The sequence below is a fragment of the Salinibacterium sp. 10G20-15 genome (genome assembly GCF_057365065.1).
The window spans coordinates 2,634,782-2,658,430 of the sequence record NZ_CP195118.1 but is presented as its reverse complement, the minus strand read 5'-3'; the positions used below and the strand labels follow the sequence as shown (position 1 = coordinate 2,658,430).

At 61.9% G+C, this 23,649-nt stretch carries 21 protein-coding genes, 1 tRNA gene and 1 riboswitch; of the genes, 21 read left to right on the top strand and 1 reads right to left on the bottom strand.

What is annotated here, in order from left to right; translation table 11 throughout:
• Positions 1–80 precede the first annotated feature (80 nt).
• The 16 genes from ACR3YK_RS12865 to der all read left to right on the top strand — a co-directional run bounded on the left by ACR3YK_RS12865 (position 81) and on the right by der (position 16,146).
• The gene (locus ACR3YK_RS12865) at positions 81–1,589 is read left to right on the top strand and encodes a tetratricopeptide repeat protein (protein ID WP_486175234.1); all 1,509 of its coding nucleotides are present in this window, start codon (positions 81–83) and stop codon (positions 1,587–1,589) included.
• A complete protein-coding gene (locus tag ACR3YK_RS12860; RefSeq protein WP_486175233.1) occupies positions 1,579–2,577 on the top strand; it encodes an HAD-IIA family hydrolase in 999 nt (332 codons plus the stop codon). Before ACR3YK_RS12865 ends, ACR3YK_RS12860 begins: the two co-directional genes overlap by 11 nt.
• 2 nt (positions 2,578–2,579) lie before the next feature.
• Positions 2,580–2,732, top strand: a complete 153-nt coding sequence (locus ACR3YK_RS12855) for a hypothetical protein (RefSeq protein ID WP_169925785.1) — start codon at positions 2,580–2,582, stop codon at positions 2,730–2,732.
• Positions 2,725–3,519: a TlyA family RNA methyltransferase gene (locus ACR3YK_RS12850; protein WP_486175232.1), complete on the top strand. Its 795-nt coding sequence runs from the start codon at positions 2,725–2,727 to the stop codon at positions 3,517–3,519. The genes ACR3YK_RS12855 and ACR3YK_RS12850 overlap by 8 nt, the downstream gene beginning before the upstream one ends.
• Positions 3,520–3,573: 54 nt before the next feature.
• The gene (locus tag ACR3YK_RS12845; protein ID WP_486175231.1) at positions 3,574–4,518 is read left to right on the top strand and encodes an NAD kinase; all 945 of its coding nucleotides are present in this window, start codon (positions 3,574–3,576) and stop codon (positions 4,516–4,518) included.
• Positions 4,515–6,221: a DNA repair protein RecN gene (gene recN, locus ACR3YK_RS12840; protein WP_486175230.1), complete on the top strand. Its 1,707-nt coding sequence runs from the start codon at positions 4,515–4,517 to the stop codon at positions 6,219–6,221. The genes ACR3YK_RS12845 and recN overlap by 4 nt, the downstream gene beginning before the upstream one ends.
• An 83-nt stretch (positions 6,222–6,304) precedes the next feature.
• Positions 6,305–8,005, top strand: coding sequence for a CTP synthase (pyrG, locus tag ACR3YK_RS12835; RefSeq protein WP_486175229.1), 1,701 nt, complete (start codon positions 6,305–6,307; stop codon positions 8,003–8,005).
• Positions 7,995–8,627 (top strand): NUDIX domain-containing protein, encoded by a 633-nt coding sequence (locus ACR3YK_RS12830; RefSeq protein WP_486175228.1) that lies wholly within the window; start codon positions 7,995–7,997, stop codon positions 8,625–8,627. Before pyrG ends, ACR3YK_RS12830 begins: the two co-directional genes overlap by 11 nt.
• A 23-nt stretch (positions 8,628–8,650) precedes the next feature.
• Positions 8,651–9,586, top strand: a complete 936-nt coding sequence (locus tag ACR3YK_RS12825; protein ID WP_486175227.1) for a site-specific tyrosine recombinase XerD — start codon at positions 8,651–8,653, stop codon at positions 9,584–9,586.
• Between the two features lie 119 nt (positions 9,587–9,705).
• On the top strand, positions 9,706–10,593 hold the full coding sequence (locus ACR3YK_RS12820) for a ParA family protein (protein ID WP_486175226.1): 888 nt from the start codon (positions 9,706–9,708) through the stop codon (positions 10,591–10,593).
• Entirely contained in the window at positions 10,577–11,443 is an 867-nt protein-coding gene (locus ACR3YK_RS12815) for a segregation and condensation protein A (RefSeq protein WP_486175225.1), read from the top strand. The genes ACR3YK_RS12820 and ACR3YK_RS12815 overlap by 17 nt, the downstream gene beginning before the upstream one ends.
• A 37-nt stretch (positions 11,444–11,480) precedes the next feature.
• Complete coding sequence (gene scpB, locus ACR3YK_RS12810; RefSeq protein WP_486176419.1) at positions 11,481–12,101, top strand: SMC-Scp complex subunit ScpB; 621 nt, start codon at positions 11,481–11,483, stop codon at positions 12,099–12,101.
• Positions 12,088–12,861, top strand: a complete 774-nt coding sequence (locus tag ACR3YK_RS12805) for a pseudouridine synthase (RefSeq protein WP_486175224.1) — start codon at positions 12,088–12,090, stop codon at positions 12,859–12,861. The genes scpB and ACR3YK_RS12805 overlap by 14 nt, the downstream gene beginning before the upstream one ends.
• Positions 12,858–13,940 carry a prephenate dehydrogenase gene (locus tag ACR3YK_RS12800; protein ID WP_486175223.1) on the top strand — a complete coding sequence of 361 codons (1,083 nt, stop codon included), beginning with the start codon at positions 12,858–12,860 and terminating at the stop codon, positions 13,938–13,940. The genes ACR3YK_RS12805 and ACR3YK_RS12800 overlap by 4 nt, the downstream gene beginning before the upstream one ends.
• The gene (gene cmk / locus ACR3YK_RS12795; protein ID WP_486175222.1) at positions 13,937–14,611 is read left to right on the top strand and encodes a (d)CMP kinase; all 675 of its coding nucleotides are present in this window, start codon (positions 13,937–13,939) and stop codon (positions 14,609–14,611) included. Before ACR3YK_RS12800 ends, cmk begins: the two co-directional genes overlap by 4 nt.
• A gap of 14 nt (positions 14,612–14,625) precedes the next feature.
• Entirely contained in the window at positions 14,626–16,146 is a 1,521-nt protein-coding gene (gene der, locus ACR3YK_RS12790; RefSeq protein WP_486175221.1) for a ribosome biogenesis GTPase Der, read from the top strand.
• Between the two features lie 140 nt (positions 16,147–16,286).
• On the opposite strand, the gene ACR3YK_RS12785 is transcribed toward der, so the two are convergent.
• Positions 16,287–17,804, bottom strand: coding sequence for an MDR family MFS transporter (locus tag ACR3YK_RS12785; protein WP_486175220.1), 1,518 nt, complete (start codon positions 17,802–17,804; stop codon positions 16,287–16,289).
• Between the two features lie 253 nt (positions 17,805–18,057).
• Positions 18,058–18,149: riboswitch (TPP riboswitch) on the top strand.
• On the opposite strand from ACR3YK_RS12785, the gene thiM reads away from it, so the two are divergent.
• The 5 genes from thiM to ACR3YK_RS12760 all read left to right on the top strand — a co-directional run bounded on the left by thiM (position 18,141) and on the right by ACR3YK_RS12760 (position 23,395).
• Complete coding sequence (gene thiM / locus ACR3YK_RS12780) at positions 18,141–18,950, top strand: hydroxyethylthiazole kinase (RefSeq protein WP_100389183.1); 810 nt, start codon at positions 18,141–18,143, stop codon at positions 18,948–18,950. (Overlaps the previous riboswitch by 9 nt.)
• A 38-nt stretch (positions 18,951–18,988) precedes the next feature.
• On the top strand, positions 18,989–19,684 hold the full coding sequence (thiE, locus tag ACR3YK_RS12775) for a thiamine phosphate synthase (protein WP_486175219.1): 696 nt from the start codon (positions 18,989–18,991) through the stop codon (positions 19,682–19,684).
• Complete coding sequence (locus tag ACR3YK_RS12770) at positions 19,681–21,234, top strand: bifunctional hydroxymethylpyrimidine kinase/phosphomethylpyrimidine kinase (protein ID WP_486175218.1); 1,554 nt, start codon at positions 19,681–19,683, stop codon at positions 21,232–21,234. The genes thiE and ACR3YK_RS12770 overlap by 4 nt, the downstream gene beginning before the upstream one ends.
• A gap of 76 nt (positions 21,235–21,310) precedes the next feature.
• Positions 21,311–21,384: transfer RNA gene (locus ACR3YK_RS12765), tRNA-Pro, on the top strand.
• 544 nt (positions 21,385–21,928) lie between these two features.
• Positions 21,929–23,395: a DUF726 domain-containing protein gene (locus ACR3YK_RS12760; RefSeq protein ID WP_486175217.1), complete on the top strand. Its 1,467-nt coding sequence runs from the start codon at positions 21,929–21,931 to the stop codon at positions 23,393–23,395.
• Positions 23,396–23,649: the final 254 nt, after the last annotated feature.

The following is a 23,649-nucleotide window of genomic DNA, read 5'->3' as shown; positions in this document are numbered from 1 at the left end:
GTGAAATGGCCACCACCGTGTTTAATAGGCACGGAGGTGGCCATTTTGCGTTAAGTTCCACCCATATTCAGGAGCAATTTGTGAGCGATTCGTCAGGTAACGACGGCCGGCGAGACAGCCGACCCCACGGAAACCGCGCGCCTCGAACCGGTGGACGCCCCACCGGCGGACGCCCCGGCGAAGGACGCCCGAGCGATGGAAGGCCACGCCGCGACAGCGCTGCTGGCGGACCCGCTCGCGGCAAGCCCGCCGCATCCAATTCTGATCGTCCCTGGCGCGACAAGCCGGAGGGTGAGGACCGTCGGCCACGTCGCGACGCCGGCGCTGGCGGCGACCGCCGCCCCCGTCGTGATGGCTACAGCAGCGATCGTGCACAGCGCCGCGACTTCTCGGAAGGTGACGACCGTCGTCCGCCCCGCAGCAACGAGCGCGATTCTCGCCCACAACGTTCGGGCGACAGCGACTCGCGTCCACCCCGTTCCGGCGATCGTGATTCACGACCGCCTCGGTCTGGTGACCGCAATGGTCGCCCGCAGCGTTCCGGCGATCGTCCCGATAGGGGAGACCGGCCGGCACGCCCGTTCCGTTCCGATGGCTCAGGGCGCCCCGAGCGCGGCGGCCGTCCCGACCGCGGCTCCGGTCGCCGCGGTGGCCCCGACGAGAAACGGCTCTGGACCAAGGGCGGAGCGCCCGCGCGCGGGGACCGTAACGCCAGCGAGCGTGAACCTGAAGTGGATCGCGACCCCTTCGGCATCCGTTCGGTTCGTGCCTTCCACCAGGCCCCGGAGATCCCCGAGGGCGTAACGCCCAAGATGCTCGACCGCGTTGCCTCCAACGAGCTCAAAACCCTCAGCAAGGAGAACGCCGAGGGCGTTGCCTTGCACCTCGTGATGGTCTCGCAGCTCATTGAAGAGGACCCCGAGCTTGCTCACCAGCACGCTATCTCGGCTGCGCGTCGTGCCGGCCGTATCGGCGTCGTTCGCGAAACTCTTGCGATCACTGCGTATGCGACAGGCGACTACGCGCTGGCTCTTCGTGAGCTACGCACGTATCGCCGAATTACCGGTCGCGACGATCAACTGCCCATGATGGTGGACAGCGAACGTGGCCTTGAGCGCCCCGAGCGTGCTCTCGAACTCGGCCGTTCGGTGAAGCGCAGTACGCTGTCGGTTCCCGTGCAGGTTGAGCTGGCTATCGCGATGTCCGGTGCTCGCCTTGACCTGGGCCAAGCTGAAGAAGCGCTCGTTGAGCTGCAAATTCCTCAGCTGGACCCCACTACGGCGTTCACCTACAGCCCGGCACTGTTCGGCGCGTACGGAACGGTTCTTGAGGAGCTCGGTCGTGAAGACGAAGCGGCAACGTGGTTTGCGCGAGCGGATGTTGCAGCCGAAGCTCTGGGCGACGATGACGACATGATCGAAGTTATCGAAGAAGACATTGAGTTCGACCACGAGTCGTCAGAGACCTCTGACGCGGATTCCAACTCTGACTTGGAGTCCAACTTTGAAACTGAGGGCACCGATGGGGCTGTGGACAGCGCTGAAGAAGCGGACGGGAACGAAAGCGAAAGCACCCCACGTGGCGAGTAACACGCCGCTGACGGGCATCGATCTCGTACTCGCTGACCTCGATGGAGTGATTTATCGCGGTCCGGACGCTATTCCGTATGCCGTCGAGAGCATTAATGCGATTGAGGGCGCTCAGGTGGCCTACATCACAAACAATGCCTCACGCACCGATGCATCCGTTGCTGAGCATTTGAGTGAGCTCGGGCTGACCGTCGCACCGCACGACGTGGTGACTTCACCGCAAGCCGCAATGGGGCTGCTCCGCGACCTCGTGCCCGCCGGCTCGACCATCATGGTCGTGGGCGGCGAAGGTCTCACGAGCGAACTCGAGAAGTCGGGTTTTGTCGTCACTCGCTCAGCGGACGACTCGCCCGCAGCAGTCGTGCAGGGCTTCGCTCCGCACGTGGGCTGGAAAGATCTCGCCGAAGCGTCGTTCGCTCTTAAGGGTGGCGACGACGGCATCCCGTGGATCGCGACGAACACTGACTGGACGATTCCGCAGGCGCGGGGTACCGCTCCCGGCAACGGAACTCTCGTCTCGGCCGTGCACTCGGCAGTCGGCCGGTTGCCGATCGTCGCGGGCAAGCCCGAAGTGGCCATTTTCGAAGAGGCCTTCCGCCGTTACGAATCGCGCTCGGCGCTCATGATCGGCGACCGTCTCGACACTGACATCCTCGGGGCGAATCGTGCCGGCATCCCGTCGTTGCTCGTACTCACCGGAATCGATCAGGCCAAGCAAGTACTCGCGTGCATCCCAGACGAACGTCCGACGATGATCGTTGACGACTTGCGCGGGCTGCTTGAGCCGTATCCCGAAACTGTGGTCGCGCACGACGGCGCCGCCGTCGTGACGACAGTGGGGACGGCGACGGTGCGCCTTGAGGGTCAGCGACTGAGCGTGACCACGGCCGGAACATCCATTGACCGCTTGCGTGCAGGGGCGGCAGCGATTTGGAACTCGGGGAGCGCCATCTACGCCCTTGAGGTTCCCGCGGAGCTATATTCGTGAGCATGGATGACGAATCGCCCGTTGACGGATTGATGTCTCGACTGAGCCTGATCGAGGATCAACCGCTCGAAACCCGTGCCGCCGCGTTCACTCAGATTCACGATCAACTGCAGCAGCAGCTTGAGGGCAAGGACGCGTTCTCGCGCAATGGCTAGCATGCGGCTCGATGCGGCGCTTGCTGCCCGAGGGCTCGCTCGCTCGCGCACGCACGCGGCGAAGTTGATTGCGGACAACCTCGTCACTGTTTCCGGCGTCGCTGTGCCCAAGGCCTCAACTCCCGTCACCGACGAGCACGAAATTGATGTCGCTGAGACCGATCACTATGTCAGTCGCGCCGCGTACAAACTTGTAGCGGGACTCGATGCCTTCGGCATCGATCCCACGGATCGGCTCGCGCTCGATGTCGGTGCATCGACAGGTGGCTTCACCCAGGTGCTCCTTGAGCGGGGTGCTCGCGAGGTTATTGCGCTCGACGTCGGGCACGGGCAACTCGTCGACCTGATCCGCTCGGATACCCGAGTGCGGGTGGTTGAGCGAGAGAATGCCCGCTATCTCACCGCTGAATCGCTGGCTGAACTGAGCGGGACATCCGAAACTCCGACGCTCGTGGTCTCAGATCTTTCGTTCATTTCGCTGCGCACTGTTCTGCCCGCGTTTTACGCTGCGGTGGGGGAGAGCGCCGACTATGTGTTGCTCGTCAAGCCTCAGTTTGAAGTGGGCCGCACAAACATTCGTGAAGGAATTGTTCACGGCTCCGCTTTGCGGGACGAAGCAATCATGGGCGTCTTGTGGGCGGCCTGGGACGTGGGGCTTGGTACCGCCGGTGTCATCTCCTCACCAATCGCCGGTAACGCAGGAAACCGTGAGTATCTTGTCTGGTTGAGCGCACGATCAGGCAGCAATCCGACAGAATGGTTAACGCAGGTTTCTGTAATCGCCTAAGGCCATCACTGAGTGGTGGCGAAACGAACTATCACTACGAATGAGAGGTGCACGGTGCAGTCCGAGAACTCTCATGCTTCTGAGCGTCACATTTTGGTCATTGCCCATACCGGGCGCGCAGAGTCACTGACCGCCGCGATCTCGGTGTGCCGTCAGCTCATTAGTGCGGGCATCGTGGTGGTCTTGGCCCCCGATAGCTACGAAACGATCTTGCAAGCGGAGCCCGATCTGTCGCCAGTGCGCCGGCTCGGCAACGAGGTCGAGTCCGGTGAGCTTGAACTTGTGATCGTGCTCGGTGGCGATGGAACTATCCTTCGTGCCGCTGAACTGACCCGCGGCTGTAGTGCACCGCTGCTCGGTGTGAACCTCGGCCACGTGGGGTTCCTGGCCGAGAGCGAGCGCGAAGAGCTGACATCGACCGTCGAGCGTGCCTTGGCCCGCGACTACCTCGTTGAAGAACGAATGACGCTGTCGGTGCGCGTCAAAGTCGATTCCGAGGTTGTCTACGAAACGTGGGCCCTCAACGAAGCGACCGTCGAGAAAGCCAGTCGCGAGCGGATGCTCGAAGTGGTCATCGAAGTCGACGGCCGCCCCCTTTCCTCCTTCGGCTGCGACGGCGTCGTGATGTCGACCCCCACCGGCTCTACCGCCTACGCGTTCTCCGCGGGCGGACCAGTCGTCTGGCCAAGCCTCGACGCTCTGCTCCTTGTGCCGCTGAGTGCCCACGCGCTCTTTGCACGCCCGCTCGTCGTCGGGCCCGATTCTGCGCTTGCCGTTGAAGTTCTGGCGCGCAACATGGGAACCGGTGTTCTGTGGTGTGATGGCCGTCGCGCCTACGACTTACCCCGCGGCGCCCGCGTAGTGGTGCGTCGATCGCCCGTGCCGGTGCGCCTTGCGCGCCTGTCGCAGGGCCCGTTCACCGATCGTCTCGTTAGGAAATTCAATCTGCCGGTCAATGGATGGCGTGGGCCAGCATCGGAGGAGGTACCCCACTCGTGATCGAAGAGATCTCCATTCGCGACCTTGGTGTTATTGCTTCGGCACGCCTCCCGTTGAGCCCTGGATTCACAGCGCTCACTGGCGAGACCGGTGCCGGTAAGACGATGGTGGTCACCGCACTCGGGTTGCTTCTGGGGGAGCGTGCCGACCCCACCGCGATCCGGGCTGAGAGCAACCAAGCCTCTGTCGAAGGCCGTTGGGTCATTGATCCGAAATCGTCTGTTGCTGAGCGCGTACGCGATGCTGGCGGCGACCTCGACGAGGGCGAACTTCTCCTCGTGCGCACTGTGGCACGCGAAGGTCGCAGCCGCGCCGTCGTCGGTGGCCGTAGCGCCCCCGTGGGTGTGCTCACCGAACTCGGTGACCAGCTTGTCGTTGTGCACGGGCAGTCGGAGCAGATTCGTCTCAAGTCGTCCACTGCGCAACGCAATGCGCTCGATCGTTTTGCCGGCGCTGAGCTGACTACCGTGCTCGAGCAGTATCAAGCTGTCTTCCGCCGCTGGCAAGCGGCTCAGGGCGAACTCGATGTGTTGATTGCCGAGAGCGATTTGCGCAGCCGTGAGGCCGACGAGCTTCGCGTTGCGATTCAAGAAATCGAAGCGGCCGATGTGCGCCGTGGAGAAGATGTCGAGCTTGCTGAGCGCGCCGATCGACTCTCGAACCTCGAAGGGCTGCGTCTGGCTGCTGAGGGTGCCCACGCGGTGCTGTCAGCGGATGCTGCCGACGAAGGCTCCGATGTCGTGGCGATGCTTGGCAGTGCCCAACGAGGGCTTGAGCGGGTTGCCGAACACGACGCACAACTCGCGTCGATCGCCGAAGCCTTGGCGGCAGCATCCATCACGCTCGGCGAGATCTCGACTGATCTCTCGGGCTATCTTGCGGGTCTGGATGCCGATGGCAGCCGTGAACTGGAGCAGGTCGAAGAACGGCGTAGCCAGCTTTCCGCTCTCATTCGCAAGCACGGCGTGAGCCTCGACGATGTCGTTGACGTTCTCGATACCGGTAGTCAGCGCCTTCTGGAGCTCGACAACGATTCCACCCGCATTGATGAGTTACGTGCGCAGGTCGAAGCCGACCAGGCCGAACTCATCGAGCTTGCCGCCCGCGTTAGCGAAGTGCGCACGACGAGTGCTGCGCGCTTGGCTTCCGAGGTGAGCAACGAGCTTACGCATCTGGCGATGGCGAACGCCGAAATCGTCGTGACGGTCGACGACCGCAGCGACTACTCGCTCAGCGGTAAAGACGAAGTGGCCATTTTGCTGCGCCCGCACCCCGGTGCGCCGCCGCGTCCGCTCGGCAAAGGCGCATCGGGTGGAGAGCTCTCGCGCGTCATGCTGGCGATCGAAGTTGTCATCGCCGGAAACGACCCTGTGCCCACGTTCATCTTCGATGAGGTGGATGCCGGGGTTGGCGGTGCTGCCGCCATCGAAATCGGTAAACGACTGGCTCAGCTCAGCCGCACTGCCCAAGTGATCGTTGTTACTCACTTGGCGCAAGTGGCGGCGTTTGCAGACAACCACCTCAGCGTGGTTAAGGGCGACGACGGCTCGGTCACGGCATCCAGCGTTCACAAGCTCGAAGGGGAAGCCCGCATTGCCGAGATGGCGCGGTTGCTTTCGGGGCTTCCCGACTCCGAATCGGGGCTTGCTCACGCGCGTGAACTGATTCAGACGGCGCACGAACGTGAGAGCGCAACCCGCTAAAAGCTCCCGCAAGCTGTTAAGTCGATAACGAAACGCCCCGAAGCGGCGACGAGATGGCTCGCCGTGGCATACGATAGAACCCCGTGGTGGACAATCAAAACGCGGTCGTAACAAAGCACATCTTCGTCACCGGAGGAGTCGTCTCTTCTCTCGGTAAAGGCCTCACGGCGGCGAGTCTCGGTAACCTGCTGACAGCACGCGGGCTCCGCGTCGTCATGCAGAAGCTGGATCCCTATCTGAACGTGGATCCCGGCACCATGAACCCGTTCCAGCACGGTGAAGTCTTCGTCACCGACGATGGTGCCGAAACTGACCTCGACATCGGTCACTACGAGCGCTTCCTCGACATCAAGCTTAACCAGGCAGCCAACGTCACCACGGGGCAGATCTACTCCGAAGTGATTGCCAAAGAGCGTCGCGGCGAGTACCTCGGCGATACCGTGCAGGTCATCCCGCACATCACCGACGAGATTAAGCGCCGTATGCGCCTGCAGGCCGCTGGTCCGTTTGACGACGAGAACCCGCAGCCCGACGTGATCATCACCGAAATTGGTGGAACCGTCGGCGACATCGAAAGCCTTCCGTTCATTGAATCGGCACGCCAGGTTCGTCACGAACTCGGCCGCAAAAACGTCTTCTTCGTCCACGTCTCGCTCGTGCCCTTCATGGCCGCTTCGGGCGAACAGAAGACCAAGCCCACGCAGCACTCCGTTGCCGCACTGCGCTCGATCGGCATCCAGCCCGATGCTCTCGTGCTGCGTAGCGACCGCCCCGTCTCTGAGTCAAACAAGCGCAAGATCGCCCTCATGTGCGACGTAGAAGAAGACGCCGTCGTCAACGCCACAGACGCCGCCAGCATCTACGACATCCCCGAAATGCTGCACAGCCAGGGACTCGACGCCTACATCATCAACCAGATCGGCCTCGAAGCCGAGTCGGTGAACTGGGATGGCTGGAGCGAACTTCTCGAAGCCGTTCACCATCCCAAGCACGAAACCACGATCGGTCTGGTCGGTAAGTACATCGACCTGCCCGACGCCTACCTTTCGGTCACCGAAGCACTGCGTGCCGGCGGTTTCGCGAACAGCGCCAAGGTCAACATCCGCTGGGTCCCCTCCGACGAGTGCGAAACTCCCGAAGGCGCAGCCAAGCACCTCTCCGACCTCGACGGCATCATCGTTCCCGGTGGTTTCGGCGTGCGCGGCATCGAAGGCAAGCTCGGCGCTCTCAAGTTCGTTCGCGAGAACGGCATCCCGGCCCTCGGTATTTGCCTCGGCCTGCAGTGCATGGTGATCGAATACGCTCGCGACATGGCCGGCCTCGAAGGCGCGTCATCCACCGAGTTCGACACCGACACGAAGTACCCGGTTATTGCCACGATGGCCGAGCAGGTCGACATTATCGCTGGGGGAGACATGGGCGGCACGATGCGCCTCGGTCTCTACAACGCCAACCTCGAGCCGGGTTCGATCGTCGAAGAAATCTATGGCGCACCTACCGCAGCCGAGCGCCACCGTCACCGCTACGAGGTGAATAACGAATACCGCCAGAAGATTGCGGATGCCGGACTCACGTTCTCCGGCATCTCGCCTGACCGCACTCTCGTTGAGTTCGTCGAGCTGCCGCGTGACGTTCACCCGTACTACGTCGGAACTCAGGCTCACCCTGAACTTCTCTCGCGCCCCAACCACGCGCACCCGCTCTTCCGCGGTCTTATAGCCGCGGCGATTGAGCGTCAAAAGTCCAACCGCCTCTTCGAGGTGACCGAGCAGGATGATGCATAACAAACTGAGCGACGACCGCGTCACTCCCGAGCTCCTCAGCACCGAAACAGTGTTTGCGGGGCACGTGTGGAACGTAGACCGCGAGCGTATCCAGCTCGACGGTACTGCGATCACGCGCGAATTTGTGAACCACACCGGCGCCGTAGCGGTACTGGCTATGGACGAGCGCGACCGCGTTCTGCTGATCAAGCAGTACCGGCATCCGGTGCGCCTGCGTGATTGGGAACTGCCTGCAGGCTTGCTCGATGTGCTCAACGAGTCACCGCTTATTGCGGCTCAGCGTGAGCTGGCAGAAGAGACTGACCTAAAAGCCGAGTCTTGGCACGTGCTCAGCGAGATGCTGACCTCTCCGGGGGGAAGTAACGAGGCCGTGCGCATTTATCTTGCGCGAGGTGTTAGTGCCACCGGTGAAGTCTTTGACCGTTACGCCGAGGAGGCCGGGATCGAGCTTCGCTGGGTTCCGCTCGAAGACGCTGTGGAAGCCGTACTGGAGCGCCGCGTGCAGAACTCGATTCTATGCCTGGGGCTATTGGCGGCGCAGTTGGGCCGCGACCGAGGCTGGAGCACACTCGGTGACGCTAACGCTCCGTGGCCGCGGCATCCGCGCAACTACGCTGAATAGCCTCTCGCGGTAGGTTGAGCGACATGACCGAGTCGACGCGTCCCGAAGCGAAGAGCGCGATTGCGGTGGCCGCTGAGCGCTATCTGCGGCATCTTGCGATCGAGCGAGGTCTCTCGGCAAATACTCTCGCTGCCTATCGGCGCGACCTCGACAACTATCTCGAATTCTTGAGCGGCCGGGGGCTGGTCGCACCGGCTGCTATTGCAGCGGATGATGTGACTGCCTTCGCGCACAGCTTGCGAGCCGATACCGAGCGCCCGCTCGCGGCATCGTCGGTCGCCCGCATGCTCTCGACTGTGCGCGGGCTTCACACGTTTTTCGTCGACGAATCGCTCGCCGTCGAGGACGTTGCGCACACCGTGGCGATTCCGAAACAGCCGATGCGGCTGCCGAAAGCCATCACCATTGAGCAAATGACGGCGGTGCTCGGCGCTTTCCCCGGCGACGACATCATCGCGTTGCGCAACACCGCTCTGCTGGAGCTGCTGTACGCCACCGGCGCACGCGTTTCCGAGGTCACCGCGCTCAACGTCGACGACATGATTGACGGCGACATCGTGCGCCTGCTGGGTAAGGGAAACAAGCAACGCATCGTGCCGGTCGGCAGCTTTGCACAGGCCGCGATTGAGAAATATTTCGTGCGCGCTCGTCCCGTTCTTTCGGCCAAGGGGGCCTCGACGCCGGCTCTGTTTTTGGGGGCGCGCGGGGCTCGGCTCTCTCGTCAAAACGTGTGGTTGATCATCCAGTCGGCGGCAGAACGTGCTGAGCTGGGCATCGATATTTCGCCGCACACCTTCCGGCATTCTTTCGCGACGCACTTGCTCTCGGGCGGAGCCGACGTGCGAGTGGTGCAAGAGCTTCTGGGGCATTCCTCGGTCGCGACGACGCAGATCTACACGATGGTGACCGCCGACACTCTGCGGGATATGTACACGACGGCGCATCCTCGAGCGCAGTAGCGAAGATTCGGCTTTGGGCGTGTCGCGCCCTCAAACCTTCAACCTTTGGTAGAGGCGACCCTGTTTCGTCCGCGCGTGGGAGCACGAGCTGCGTAGAAAGCGCGACGTAAACTTTCAACATGACGAATCAGCGTGAGAACGAATCAACGCTGGCAGGGTTGGATGTTCAGGCAATGGGTCCAACCGGCCGGCCGATCACCAACTTCCCGGAGCCTTCGCCGCTCGACGGACACGGCCCCGCGCGCATCATTTCGCTGTGCAACCAGAAGGGTGGCGTCGGCAAGACCACGACCACCATCAACCTCGGTGCCTCGTTCGCTGAGTACGGTCGCCGCGTTCTCGCCATCGACTTTGACCCGCAGGGTGCGCTCTCGGCTGGCCTCGGTGTTCCGACGCACGACGTGCCGACGATTTACGACCTACTGCTCGGCACGATCAAGAACCCGGCAGAAGCGATCGTTCACACGAACGTTCCCGGCCTCGACGTCATCCCGGCCAACATCGACCTCTCGGCCGCAGAAGTGCACCTTGTCAACGAGGTCGCTCGCGAAACGATCCTGGCCCGCGTGCTGCGCAAGGTCAGCGACCAATACGACGTCATCCTGATCGACTGCCAGCCTTCGCTGGGCTTGCTCACCGTTAACGCCCTCACCGCGGCTCACGGCGTGCTCATTCCGTTGGAGTGCGAGTTCTTCGCTCTGCGCGGCGTGGCTCTGCTCGTGGAGACGATTGAGAAGGTTCAGGATCGACTGAACCCTGCGATCAAGCTCGACGGCATCCTCGCTACCATGTTCGACGCTCGCACGCTGCACTCGCGTGAAGTGCTTGAGCGCGTAGTCGAAAACTTCGGTGACGACGTTCTCGAGACCGTGATCGGTCGCACCGTGAAGTTCCCGGATGCCAGTGTTGCCGGTTCTCCCATCACAACCTTCGCCCCCGACCACTCCGCGGCGCACTCTTACCGCCAGGTGGCGCGCGAGCTGATCGCCCGTGGCGCCGTCGCCTAGCGACGTTGAGGCGCCGTCGGCAGGTAGCGTCGACGACACCGAGACCCCGGCGGCGGGATTCTCTGTTTCTCTCAGCAACTTCAACGGGCCGTTCGACCTGCTGCTGTCGCTCATCACCAAGCATGAGCTCGACATCACCGAGGTCTCCCTCTCAAAAATCACCGACGAGTTCATCGCCTACCTGCGCGATTTCGAGTCGCCTGAGGGCTCGGATGACATCGACGAACTCGATCAGGCTAGCGAATTCTTGGTGGTTGCTGCCACGCTGCTCGACCTCAAGGTAGCGGGACTCCTGCCTCAGGGTGAGCTTGTGGATGCCGAAGATGTTGCGCTTCTCGAGGCGCGAGACTTGCTCTTCGCTCGCCTCTTGCAATACCGAGCCTTCAAGCAGGCCAGCGACTGGTTCGGTTCGCACTTTGAAGCGGAAGCCACGCGCACAGTTCGTTCGGTTCGCTTGGAAGAGAAATACCGCACCCAGACTCCCGAGCTCGTGTGGACGCTGAGCCTCGACGATTTTGCCGCCCTCGCAACTCTCGCTTTCACGCCGCGAGAGATTCCGAGCGTCGGTCTCGACCATTTACATGCCCCGCTCATCAGCATCCGCGAACAGGCTGCTCACGTCGTTGCCCTATTGCGTGCGGGGGAGCCGATGACCTTCCGCCAACTGATCGCGGGCGCCGAGCTCAAGGGCGTCATCGTTGCCCGCTTCTTGGCGGTGCTGGAGCTGTATCGCGGCTCGAACGTGGCGTTCGAGCAGATCGAACCCCTGGGCGAATTAACGGTCCGCTGGACGGCGGATCACTGGTCAGACGATAGCCTCGCTAATCTGGGAGCTGATTATGGAAACTGACCCCGCAACAGCCGACACCGCAACGGCCGACACCGCGATGACCGAAAACCTGCCCACCGAGCAGCCCGACACCGAACCGACCGCCGAAGAACTCGCTGCCGGCCCCGTTGTCGACCTCGCTCGCGGGCTCGAAGCGATCTTCATGGTGGCTGATCAGCCACAGAGCATCGTGAGCCTCGCCACCGCACTGAACGCCCCCGTGGCCGAGATTCGTAAAACGATCACAGCGCTGCGGGCTGATTTCGATGGCGAGGGCGAGGGCCCACGTCGCGGATTCGAACTGCGGGAAGTGGGCGGCGGCTGGCGTATTTACGTACGCGCCGACTACGACGCCGCGGTACGTGACTTCGTTTACACGCAGAATCCTTCACGCTTGAGTCAGGCTGCGTTAGAGACTCTTGCGGTGATTGCGTACAAGCAACCGATCAGTCGCGGGGCGATCGCCGCCGTGCGCGCCGTGAATGTTGACTCCGTAGTGCGTACACTGCTGAGCCGAGGACTTATTACGGAGGCGTTTACCGACAACGAGACGGGCGCCATCCATTACGAAACAACGGAGCTCATGCTCGTGCAACTGGGGATCAACTCCATTGCCGAATTGCCTCCCATCTCGCCACTTTTATCTGATGGTTCGGACGGTTTTGATGAACAACGCTAATGGCGCAGGCGCCAGTCACCCCGAGGGCGAACGCCTTCAAAAAGTAATGGCCGCAGCCGGAGTCGCCTCCCGCCGGGTTTCCGAAGATTTGATCTACCAGGGCCGCGTGGCGGTCAACGGCAAGGTCGTTGAAGAAGCCGGTCGCCGCGTCAAGCCGACCGACCGCGTGACGGTGGATGGCTCGGCCATTCAGCTCGACACGACCAAGCGCTACGTCATGCTCAACAAGCCAGTGGGCGTCGTGAGCTCGATGGCGGATGAGAGCGGTCGCCCCGACCTGCAGCAGTTCACCGGCAATTACGACGAGCGACTGTTCAACGTTGGCCGTCTCGACGTGCAAACCTCCGGGTTGATCGTGCTCACGAACGACGGCGAGCTTGCGCACGTGCTCGCGCACCCTTCGTTCGGTGTCACCAAAACGTACATCGCCAAGGTCGACGGCATCGTGAGCGCTCAGACGGTCTCGCAACTGACCAAAGGTATTGAGCTTGACGACGGCCCGATTGCCGCCGACAAGGCTCGCGTTATCGGTCGCGCTGACAACGACGAATCGATGGTTGAACTCACCCTTCACTCGGGTCGTAATCGCATTGTTCGTCGCATGATGGAGGCTGTCGGCCACCCCGTTCTTGAGCTCGTGCGTCGCCAATTTGGGCCGCTCAACCTCGGCAGCCTCGGCGTGGGCAAAACTCGCAATCTCACCAAGGTGGAGCTGGGTGCGGTCTTGACGATCGCCCGTGAGGCCGAGGAGCGTTCGTGAACACCGGGCGAATTACGGGGCAAGTTCGCATTGTCGGTGCGGGGTTGCTTGGCGCCAGTATCGGTCATGGCCTGCGGGCTAAGGGGGTCGACGTCATTCTGCACGACGCGTCGCGCAGCAACGCCACCCTTGCGATCGACTACGGTGCAGGCCGAGCACCTCGAGCCGACGACAAACCATCGCTCGTCGTTGTGGCGGTTCCGCCCGACGTTACGGCCGAGGTTGTCGCTCACGAACTCATGGCGTGGCCGCAGGCCACCGTGACAGATGTAGCAAGCGTTGCAGTTTCTGTACTCGACGAGCTCATCGCGCTCGGTGTCGATCTCGACCGTTTCATCGGTTCACACCCTTTGGCAGGACGCGAACGAGGGGGAGCGATTTCCGCTCGTGCGGACCTGTTCATTGGTCGCCCCTGGGTGATCGGTCGCGGTACCCCCTTCCGTCGCCGCGCAGTCGAAGATCTCGTGATTGAGCTTGGTGCCGTACCGGTGCTGATGTCAGCGTCAGAGCACGATGATGCGGTGGCGTTGGTGTCTCACGTTCCCCAGGTGGTGTCGAGCTTGCTAGCTCACCGCCTTGCCGACGCTACCGATGCTGCCGTTGGTCTCGCCGGTCAAGGGCTGCGCGACACCACTCGGATTGCGTCGAGTGCGCCCGAATTATGGGTTCAGATCTTGACGGCCAACGCCGGTCCAGTTGCTTCGATTCTGCGTGAGTTTCAGTCGGAGCTCGGTGTCGCGATTGAAGCGCTGGAGAATCCGGATGCTCTGGGCTCACGCCGCGCCTTGGCCGAAGTGTTGGCGGGCGGCAACGCCGGAGTAGCTCGTATTCCGGGCAAGCATGGAACCAGTAAGCAATTCAGTCAGCTCGTCGTGATGGTAGACGACAAGCCTGGCGAACTGGCCCGACTCCTCACCGAAATCGGCGAAGCGAATGTGAACATGGAAGACTTGCGCCTAGAGCATTCACCGGGTGCCCAGTTCGGCCTCGCCGAGATATCGGTACTGCCCGAAAAAGAAGCCACATTGTTGAGCGAGCTCGAAGCTCGCGGTTGGAAGATTGCAGAGACTTTCGCGTGAATAAGAACCCGTCGTTTGTTGTGGTGGCTGTCGATGGCCCGGCCGGCAGCGGAAAATCGAGCGTCTCTAAGGCGACTGCTCGCGAACTCGGCTTCGACTACCTCGACACAGGGGCCGCCTATCGAGGCTTTGCTCTTCACTGCCTTGAGCGCGGAGTCGACACCCTCGGTCCCGGCGACGTGATCGAAACGCTCCCGCGGTTCGAATACAGCATCGGTATCGACCCCGACAACTACTTTGTGAAGGTTGACTCGGAGATCGTGACCAACGACATCCGCGAACCTCGCATCACGGGCGTCGTTTCGAACATCGCCCGGGTTCCTGAGGTACGGGAATACATGGTGAACCTGTTCCGCAGCATCATCGCTGGCAGTGACAAGCCCGGAATCGTGGTGGAGGGTCGCGACATTACGACCGTGGTCGCACCGGATGCTCAGGCGAGAATTCTGCTCACAGCCAGTGAAGAAGCTAGGATGGAGAGGCGTGCGGCCGAACTCTCCGGAGAATCGAGCGCGACAACGGCGCAACAACTCAGTTATCGAGATGCGCAGGACTCCAAAGTCGTGGACTTCATGAACGCCGCAGAGGGAGTCATCACCATTGACTCCACCAATCTTGACTTCGATCAAACCGTGACCGCCGTCGCGAGTTTCGTTCGCTCCAGCATGTAAACAAAGGACTACCCATGGCCGATCATTCGCCCGTCGACGACGACTTTCCCGAACTGAATCCGGATCTCGTCGAGCGCCTCTCCGGCATGAACGATGAAGAAGCAGCGCAACGCACCTCTGCTCTTCGCGCGGGACTGAGTGATTACGACCTCGACGACGACGACATTCAGGTTCTCGAAGCAGCATCCGACGACCCCGATGCCGTCTACTATTTGCCCGCTCTGCCCGTTCTCGCGATCGTTGGTCGCCCGAACGTCGGCAAGTCTGCTCTCGTCAACCGCATCATCGGCCGACGTGAAGCTGTTGTCGAGGACACCCCCGGTGTTACTCGCGACCGTGTGAACTACAAAGCCGAGTGGAATAACCGTCACTTCACGATTGTCGACACCGGCGGCTGGGAACCCGACGCTAAGGGCATCGACGCTTCGGTTGCCGCGCAGGCTGAAATCGCTATCGACCTCGCCGACGCAGTGCTCTTTGTGGTGGATGCCACGGTGGGCCCCACGTCCACAGACGAGCACGTCGTGCGCATGCTTCGCGCCACGAAAAAGCCCGTGATTTTGGTTGCCAACAAGGTCGACGATGTTCACCAGGAGTCGGATGCGGCCGCGCTGTGGAGTCTCGGCCTCGGCCAGCCGTGGCCGTCATCTGCAGTTCACGGCCGTGGTGTTGCTGACCTGCTCGACCATGTACTCACGGTACTGCCGGAGATTTCGAATGTGGCGAAGGAAGAAGTGGGCGGCCCGCGCCGCGTCGCTATCCTTGGTCGCCCGAACGTGGGCAAGTCGAGCTTGTTAAACAAGACTGCTGGCGAAGAGCGCGTTGTTGTCAACGACCTCGCCGGCACGACTCGCGACCCCGTCGACGAGCAAATCGAGCTCGGCGGAAAGTTCTGGCGCTTCGTTGATACTGCCGGCATCCGCCGTCGAGTTGCTCTTGCTCAAGGTGCAGACTTCTACGCCACGCTACGCACGAGTGCCGCCCTGGAAAAGGCTGAAGTCGCCGTAGTCATTTTCGACGTGAGCCAGCCGCTCAGCGTTCAAGACCTCAAGATCGTTGACCTCGTGCTCGAATCGGGTCGTGCTCTCGTACTGGCCTTCAACAAGTGGGACCTTCTCGACGACGAACGTCGCATGATGCTCGAACGAGAGATTGATCAGGACCTGTCGCACGTTTCGTGGGCGCCACGCGTGAACATCTCGGCGAAGACCGGTCGTCACATGGAGAAGCTGGTTCCGGCTCTTGAGCTGGCGCTGGAGTCGTGGGATACCCGCATCCCGACTGGTAAGTTCAACGCGCTTCTTGCTGAACTTACGCAGGAGCACCCTCACCCGCTTCGTGGTGGCAAGCAGCCGCGCATCCTCTTTGGTACGCAGGCATCGAGCCGCCCACCAACGTTCGTGCTCTTCACGACCGGATTCTTGGACCCGCAGTACCGTCGATTCATTACGCGTCGACTGCGCGAGATCTTCGGCTTCGAGGGCAGCCCCATCCAGGTCAACATGCGTGTGCGTGAGAAGCGCAAGCGCAAGTAGGTCTCGAGACCACGAGCTTCGGCCGAACGGCCAAACGGCGAGTCATTCTCCTAGGAGAGTGACTCGCCGTTTGGCGTAGTGCGCTTGCCGATTAGTGCGGTGGGAACGGATGCCGGTGGGCGCCCGTTCACACTCCAGCGTTAGTGGCCGACCGGTGCGGCGCTAGCATCGGAGTCGGAGTCGACCTCGGCGTCGTTGCGCTTGACGAAGAACGTGGCGACGATCGCGAACAGCGAGATGATGCCACCCGCCATGAACGCGAGACGCACGCCGCCGGCGAGCGCCTCTGTATCGGGGGCTCCTTCAGCGGCAAGTGCAACGGACTGCACGGTGAGTAGCGCAATGAACAGCGCGGTTCCAGCGGCGCCGGCGAGCTGCTGCACGGTGCCGATGGTGGCGCTGCCGTGCGAATACAGGTGCGGCTTGAGCGTTCCGAGTGCCGAGGTAAACAGAGGTGTGAACATGAAGGCGAGCCCGATGCTCATGGGCACGTGAATCGCGACAACCATGAGCGCTGAACTGTTCTCGGAGAGCATCGTGAAGCTCCAGAGTGACGCGCTGACGACGATGGCGCCCGGGATCATGAGCGGGCGCGGGCCGACCTCGTCGTACAGTCGACCAACAACGGGCCCGAGAAGACCCATGATGAGGCTGCCGGGCAACACGAGAAGACCACTCTGGATGGGTTCGAGGCCGAGAACGTCTTGCGTGAATATTGGCAGCAGGATGATGGTGCCGAAGAGGGCCGCCATCATGACCATCATGAGGCCGATCGAAATCGCGAAGCCGGAGGCAGCGAAGGTGCGGAGGTCGAGGAGTGCGCTGTCAGTCTTCTGCAACTTGAGTTGTCGCAGGATGAACAGCGCAAGGCTGACGGCTCCCGCAATGATCGGGATCGCAGGGGCAATGAGTACTTCGCCGCTGGCTGATTCGCCGAGGCTCGAGAGGCCGTAGATGAGTCCGGCAAAGGCGACGGCCGAGAGGATGACCGAGAGCACGTCGACTGACACCTTGCGGGGCTCGGTGACGTTGCGCACCTTGGTGATGCCGAGCATGAGCGCGGTGACCGAGATGGGGATCATGACAATAAAGACCCAGCGCCAGTCAAAGACTGCGAGTACCAGTCCCGCGACCGTGGGGCCAACGGCGGGAGCCATCGACATGACGATGGACACGTTACCCATCGTCTTACCGCGGGTAGCCGGGGGCACGAGAGTCATGACGGTGGTCATGAGCAGCGGTAGCATGATCGCGGTACCGGAGGCCTGGATCACTCGTCCGACAATGAGGATGAAGAACGTCGGCGCAATAGCTCCGAGCAGAGTACCCGCGGTGAAAAGGGACATCGCCGCGATGAAGATGCTGCGCGTCGTAAAGCGTTGGATGAGGAATCCGGTAATCGGAATCACTACCGCCATCGTAAGCATGAAGGACGTCGACAACCACTGCGCTGTACTGGGCTCGATGTTGAGGTCTTCCATGATGCGGGGAATAGCAACGACAAGCGATGTCTCGTTGAGGAACACCACGAAGGTTGCCGCGAGCATGAGCGCGATCACAAGACGGTTGCGACCGCTGTTGTCGACGGCGCCCGCCGACGAGCCCGCTCCGGGCGGGGTGAGGGGGATACTGCCGGTAATCGGCGCGGTGCTAGTCATGAAAATCCTGTCGTGTCTCAAGCGGTAGGACGAAGCAGCAGCCGAGTTCGAAAGGGCGCACAAATCAGTCGTCGTCTATATTCTCGCTCAGTGCAACGACATCCGACAGCAAAATAATCCCAATTGCCTGCAGTTTGCGGCGAAAGGGCTTTGGGCGGGGCAGGAGTTGGTCGAAAGGGGGTCGACGTGGGCCTTGCGGCGGGCGCATTACCACTGCCCGGGCATCCGTGTGACCCGCTATCGTGGAGGCACAACTTGTGACACGGGGTGCCCCGCGGGGCTGAGAACACACCCGTCGAACCTGATCTAGTTAGAACTAGCGAAGGGATGTCGTGCATGTCGCGTACGCCACCGAACCTACTGACCGCCACTCAAGACGCGCTCGAGGCGGTGAGATCGACGTCGCCGCTCGTGCAGTGCATCACCAATAGCGTGGTGGTGGGCTTCACCGCCAATGCTCTGCTCGCCGTCGGAGCGGCGCCGGCCATGGTGGATATTCCGGAAGAAGCTGGGATGTTCGCGGGGGTGGCATCCGGAGTGCTCATCAATCTTGGCACCTGCCGTGAAGAGCAACGCGCTGCAGCCCTCGAAGCGGCGCCCGCGGCCAACGCTGCCGGAACGCCCTGGGTGCTCGACCCAGTGGCGATTGGTGCTCTGCCCGTGCGTACTCCGCTGGCGTATCGCCTGCGTGACCTCGGCCCCTCCATCGTGCGGGGTAACGCCTCCGAAATTTTGGCGCTCGCCGAACTGGGCACGGGTGGGCGTGGTGTCGACAGTACGAGCAGTGTGGATGCTGCGCTCACCGCTTCTCAGATGCTCGCGCGGGTAACCGGCGGCGTCGTTGCGGTATCGGGAGCGACTGACGTGGTGACCGATGGCGTGAGTGTCGTGAGACTCACGAACGGGCATCCGGTGCTGACTAAGGTGACGGGCGGTGGTTGTGCTCTCGGCGCGATCATGGCGGCGTTTGCAGCGGTGACTCCGGATGCGCTGACGGCAGCTGTGGCAGCGACGAGCGTGTACACAGTAGCGGCCGACCTCGCGGCGGAACGTTCGGCTCTGCCGGGCAGCTTCGCGGTAGCACTCCTTGACGCGCTGAGCGAAGTCTCGGTAGACGACATTGCAGAACGGGCGGTCATCGCGTGAGCGGTTCTGGCGTAGGCAACAGTAAGGATGCAGCAGCAGTGACTGGTTTTCGTGAGAACTTCGACCTCTCGACGTATTTGGTGACGGACTCGGGGCAGGCGAAAGCTGCCGGCCACGACCTCGTCGATCTTGTCTACGAAGCGGTCGCCGGGGGAGTCACCATCGTGCAGTTGCGCGAGAAGGACATGCCGGCGCGAGAGTTTCTCGACCTGGTGCTGCGCGTCTCCACGGCGGTTGCCCGCAAGGTGCCCGTGCTCGTCAATGACCGCGTCGATGTGTACCTCGCTGCGCGCGAGATGGGGGCGAAGGTCGCTGGAGTGCACGTGGGGCAGGGAGACCTGCCCTCGGGATCCGTTCGGGCGCTTGTGGGCCCGCACGCGATCGTGGGGCTCAGTGCTGCGACCGAAGACCAACTGTATGAAGCGAGTGTGGGCTCTGCCGGTGTCGACTATGTCGGTATTGGCGCCCTGCACCCCACGACAACGAAGAAAGATGCTCCGGAGTCTCTGGGGCACGATCGCATGGCGGAGCTTATGGCCCTCAGCACACTACCTGCCGTTGCAATCGGTGGAGTGGGCGTGGATGACCTCGCGCTGCTGCGGGCGGGCGGTGCAGACGGTGCTGCGGTCGTGTCTGCCATCTGTGGTGCGGCTGATCCGCGAGAAGCGGCACGGGCGCTCGCCGCAGCGTGGGCTGGCGTAGTGGCTATTGATGACGAGGGAGAAGACGCGTGAGCGGGGTACGGAACGAAAACGGCAGCGCGGTACGGAGCGAAAACGGTAACGGCAGCAGTAGCGCGGTGCGCGTTCCTCGGGTGCTGAGTATCGCCGGCAGCGATCCTTCGGGCGGTGCGGGGATCCAGGCCGACCTGAAGTCGATCGCAGCCAATGGTGGCTACGGGATGGCAGCCATCACTGCCCTGACCGCTCAGAACACGCAGGGGGTGCGCGGAGTGCATGTGCCGCCCGCCTCGTTCTTGCGGGAGCAGCTCGATGCCTTGAGCGACGACATCGCCATTGATGCTGTGAAGATCGGCATGCTCGGCACCGTCGAGGTCGTGGGGGTGGTGCGGGAGTGGCTCGAAGCCGTGCGCCCGCCGTTGATTGTGCTTGACCCGGTCATGGTCGCCACGAGTGGCGACCGACTACTTGATGCCGAAGCCGAGCAGGCGCTGCGCGAGCTGGTGCGGGTGTGTGACCTGGTCACTCCCAACATTCCTGAGCTCGCGATCATCGCCGCGGAACCCGCTGCTGAGTCGTGGCCTGAGGTGCTGGAGCAGGCGGCGCGAGTCTCTGCCTCCTACGGGGTGCGCGTATTGGCCAAGGGCGGACACTTGAGCGGGGCCGAGGCTCCGGATGCGCTGGTGGATGCCCGTTCCGGGAACGCTGCTGTCGTTACTGAGTTTGACGGCATCCGCATAGAAACCAGCAACACCCACGGAACTGGCTGTTCGCTATCGAGTGCGCTCGCGACCCGGATTGCGGCCAGCGGTGAGTGGGCTGCCGCTGTGGGGGAGTCGAAGCGGTGGTTGAGCGAGAGCATCCGTGCCGGTGCGTCGTTGCAGGTGGGCGGCGGGCGTGGTCCGATTAGTCACTTTGCCGGGTTGTGGGAGCGCGGCGGCGTAGAGACGTCGCTGACTGCTGCTGAGGTGCGCGAGCAGTGGTGGGCGCAGATCGCCTCGGTGCGGGCTGAGATCGACGGAGGTGACTTCGTGCGGGCACTGGGTGACGGTTCTCTCGACCGGGGCGACTTCGTCTGGTACCTGGCCCAGGATGCTCTGTACCTGCGCGATTATGCGCGGGCGCTCGCCGAAGCTGCCCGACTGGCACCCACCGCAGCAGAACAGGCCTTCTGGGCATCAAGTGCCGAGGGGTGCATCGTGACGGAACTGCAGTTGCACGAGTCGTGGTCTCCTGAGGGGGAAGTGATTGCTGCCTCGCCCAGTGCGACGACCACCGGGTACCTCAACCACCTGCTGGCAACCGCCGCCCGCGGTGACTACGCCGTGCTCGCTGCAGCCCTTCTGCCGTGCTTCTGGGTGTACCACGACGTCGGTTCCCGCCTGCACCCGCTAGCGCACCCCGAGCACCCCTACGCCGACTGGTTGACCACCTATGCCGACGACGCGTTCACGGATGCCACAGAGAAAGCCATCACGATAGTGACGGCGCTCGCGGCAGACGCCACCCCGCAGGTTCGGGATGCGATGCTCACCGCTTTCGTGGCATCCACGGAGCACGAACGCGAGTTCTTCGCGGCAGCGCACGGGGTCAGCTCGAACTGATTCAGATTCTGTGCCACTTTTGACCCCAATGTGAACATCGGCACCCAAATTTCACGATAAGCTATTCGAGTTGTCACGGGCTGTGGCGCAGCTTGGTAGCGCACTTGACTGGGGGTCAAGGGGTCGCAGGTTCAAATCCTGTCAGCCCGACAATACGAGAAAAGGACCGTCCATCTGGACGGTCCTTTTTTCGTGCCTCCCGGTGCTGGCAACAGCACTCTGATAGCTGGGCCGGGACACTAAGGCACTTTATCTCTCCGGTTATCGGGCGCGTCGGTTGCTTAGAGTAGGGCCGTTCTATCGGCGATGGAGTCGGAGCCGCTGGAGGCGTAGGGTTTGCGATTCCTTCTGCAACGACTCGTACTAGCTATGCCGCCGCTGTCTGCGCGCTAATCATGGTCGATGTTTTCCGAATCGTCAGAAGATCACACACGCGGAAACGCTGATTACCTCTCAAATAGTCAGCCTAGGCGACTACAAACTGCCATTATGGTGATGGCGCATCAGTCGCGCGGAATCCCGGGGGGAAACTCATATGTCTAAGTCGCAAATTGTGGCCAGAGTGCTTGATGGCGATCGTATGCATTGTCAGGTTGTTTCACCCCGCGGTAAGCAGCTCAGCCTCACGGGTGCTGCAGCGGACTTAGTGCCCAGGGTTGAGGGCGCTGATGTGCTCCTAGGCAATCGTGCGCTCGTGACCAACGCGTGGGCCTACGCCAAGTTCACGCACCTAAAAGTCAGTCTGCCTAGTCGGCACGAGCAGGAAACTGCAGAGAAAAGCGCGAACGCTCACCTGGCGATAGCCGAGTGGATCGTTGATCTAGCCGACGACCTCGAAAGTTCGAAGATTTTTGGCTGGTGTTCCGCGTGCTTCACGCAAGCGAACCATCAGAAGGCTAAACGCCCGATCGGCCAGCTGCCGGCCTATTTGTGCGAAAACTGTGGTTCGCCGACGCTGCCCTGCGCAGGCATGGGCTGTAAAAACATGGCCGCCAGAGGGCGAGGCTCCCTAAACGTGCCCAAATTCTGCGCGGAGCATCGCCATGAGATTCCGGGTTTTGCCAAAGCTGACGAGAAGATGGGCTCGCTGGATAATTATCAAGAATTCCTCAAATATGAAAAGGTCAAGCTAAACCGGGTAACCAAGATTGTCGGTCTCGGTCTCGTGGGAGCCGCGGTTGCAATTCCAGGGGTGCTCTTCGCGGCTCCAGCTATCGGAGGCGCCATAGGCACGCTGCTAACTGGCTATACGGGAGCCGCCGCCGCCAGCTATGGGCTAGCTCTTGCCGGAGGCGGTGCGCTAGCTGCAGGCGGGCTGGGGATGGCTGGTGGGACTTTCGTGATCACAGCGCTCGGCGGCGCACTAGGGGCTGCATTGGGTGCTTCAGTTGCGAATGCGTATGTCCAAGAAGACAAATCCTTTCACATCGAGATGCTGCGCGGCGGACATGGCGCACCGGTCATTGTTTGCAACGGTTTCCTATCCGGAAACGGGAAAGGGTGGGGTAAGTGGCGAAAAATTGTCACTGAGCGATACCCCGAGGCGCCGGTTTACGTTGTGCATTGGGGGGCCAAGGAATTGAAACATCTTGGGATTCTGGTGGGCGCGGGAGCCATGAAAATTGGTGGCAATGCCGCGCTCCGGCTTTGGGCAGAAAAGGCTGCCAAGTCGGCCGCGAAGAAATTGGGCCCGGTTGGTCCCTTCCTGCTAGCGCTGGACTTAGCCCAGAACCCCTGGCACGTTGCCAAGAACCGGGCTGACAAGACTGGAGTTGTCGTTGCGGATCTGCTGGCTCGCACTAACGCTGAGTCGTACGTGCTGGTCGGGCACAGCCTCGGTGCGCGAGCAATGGTAGTCGCGGCACAGACTCTGGGAACCAAGCCCGGTGGTCCACGCGTGGAGGCAACTCACCTACTCGGCGTTGCGATCGGAGCGAAAAGCGACTGGCGTGACCTGACGTCCGCGGTTGACGACGCGGTCTACAATTATCACTCGACTAACGACAACGTTCTGAGATTCCTGTATCCAGCTGCCCAAGTAGGACGGCCAGCAGCGGGCCTCAAGGGCTTCGTCCCCAGCAACGCCAAGCTGAGGAATCTTGATGTATCCGCTGAGGTAAATAGCCATTTCGAGTATCACGATAATGTGCGCCTCGACTGAGGCGCTCTCAGCCAGAGAACAGTTTTCGAAGGACAGCGGCGCGCCTTAATTGAACGGTCGTTCCTACTTGGGGGCTGCAGATGGCGATGAAGGTCGAAATCGTCTCGGTAATCTAGGAGCGTTTTCTCGTTTGTCGGGATGTGTCTGGGGCGATGTGCTGCCCAGCAGCCCATCAGCGGGGAGGATGCTTCCGTTCGCAGAAGCACCCGCGCCGCCGATTTAGGTCTAGTCCTTGCGCTTGTTAGCGGCCTTGT